Here is a 611-nt window from a genome sequence, read left to right as displayed (position 1 = left end):
CCGGCTGAGCGGCAGGATTCCCATGTTGTGCAGATGATCGATCAGGGCTTTGTGGCCGCCCAAGCGTTCGGGAAAGCAATCCTGCTGCTGGATCGGTACTTCCTGTCCATTCCCGCGCTGGAGCGATGGAAGGAAAAGAGCGCATCGGCTGTCGCGCCCTTGCACATCGTCACAAAGGCCAAAGCCAATGTGGTAGCTTATGAGCATCCGCCGACCCGGGAGAAGGGAAGAGGGCGTCCGCCGAAGAAAGGCCCGATGGTCAAACTGAAGGAGTTGTTCCAAACCCGCGCGTCCGAGTTTCAAACCGCCACAGTGACGATGTACGGCAAGGAAGAGACGGTTCAGTACCTCTGCCTGGATTTGCTGTGGGGGCAAGGACTGTACCAGGAACTGCGCTTTGTGCTGGTCCGATGGGGCGACCGGCTGTCCATTCTCGTGACCACCGATCTTACCTTGGCGGCGACGGACATCATCGAGTTATACGGATACCGCTTCAAGATCGAATGTATGTTCCGCGAAATGAAGCAAGCCATCGGTGGATTCAGCTACCATTTCTGGAGCAAGTCTATGCCGAAGCTGAAACGGTATCTCAAGAAGGGAGAATCCCATCC

General features: G+C 56.3%; 1 protein-coding gene. It reads left to right on the top strand.

Going from position 1 to position 611, the window contains the following annotated elements; genetic code table 11:
- Nucleotides 1-33: 33 nt before the first annotated feature.
- The coding region (locus FS806_RS25300; protein ID WP_260982262.1) for a transposase at nt 34-611 on the top strand (578 nt) is incomplete at its 3' end.

The organism is Paenibacillus sp. 32O-W (genome assembly GCF_007679495.1).
In the GTDB taxonomy this organism is placed as follows: Bacteria; Bacillota; Bacilli; order Paenibacillales; family NBRC-103111; genus Paenibacillus_L; species Paenibacillus_L residui.
The sequence above is the reverse complement of the archived record's forward strand: the minus strand, read 5'-3'. Positions and strand labels throughout refer to the sequence as shown.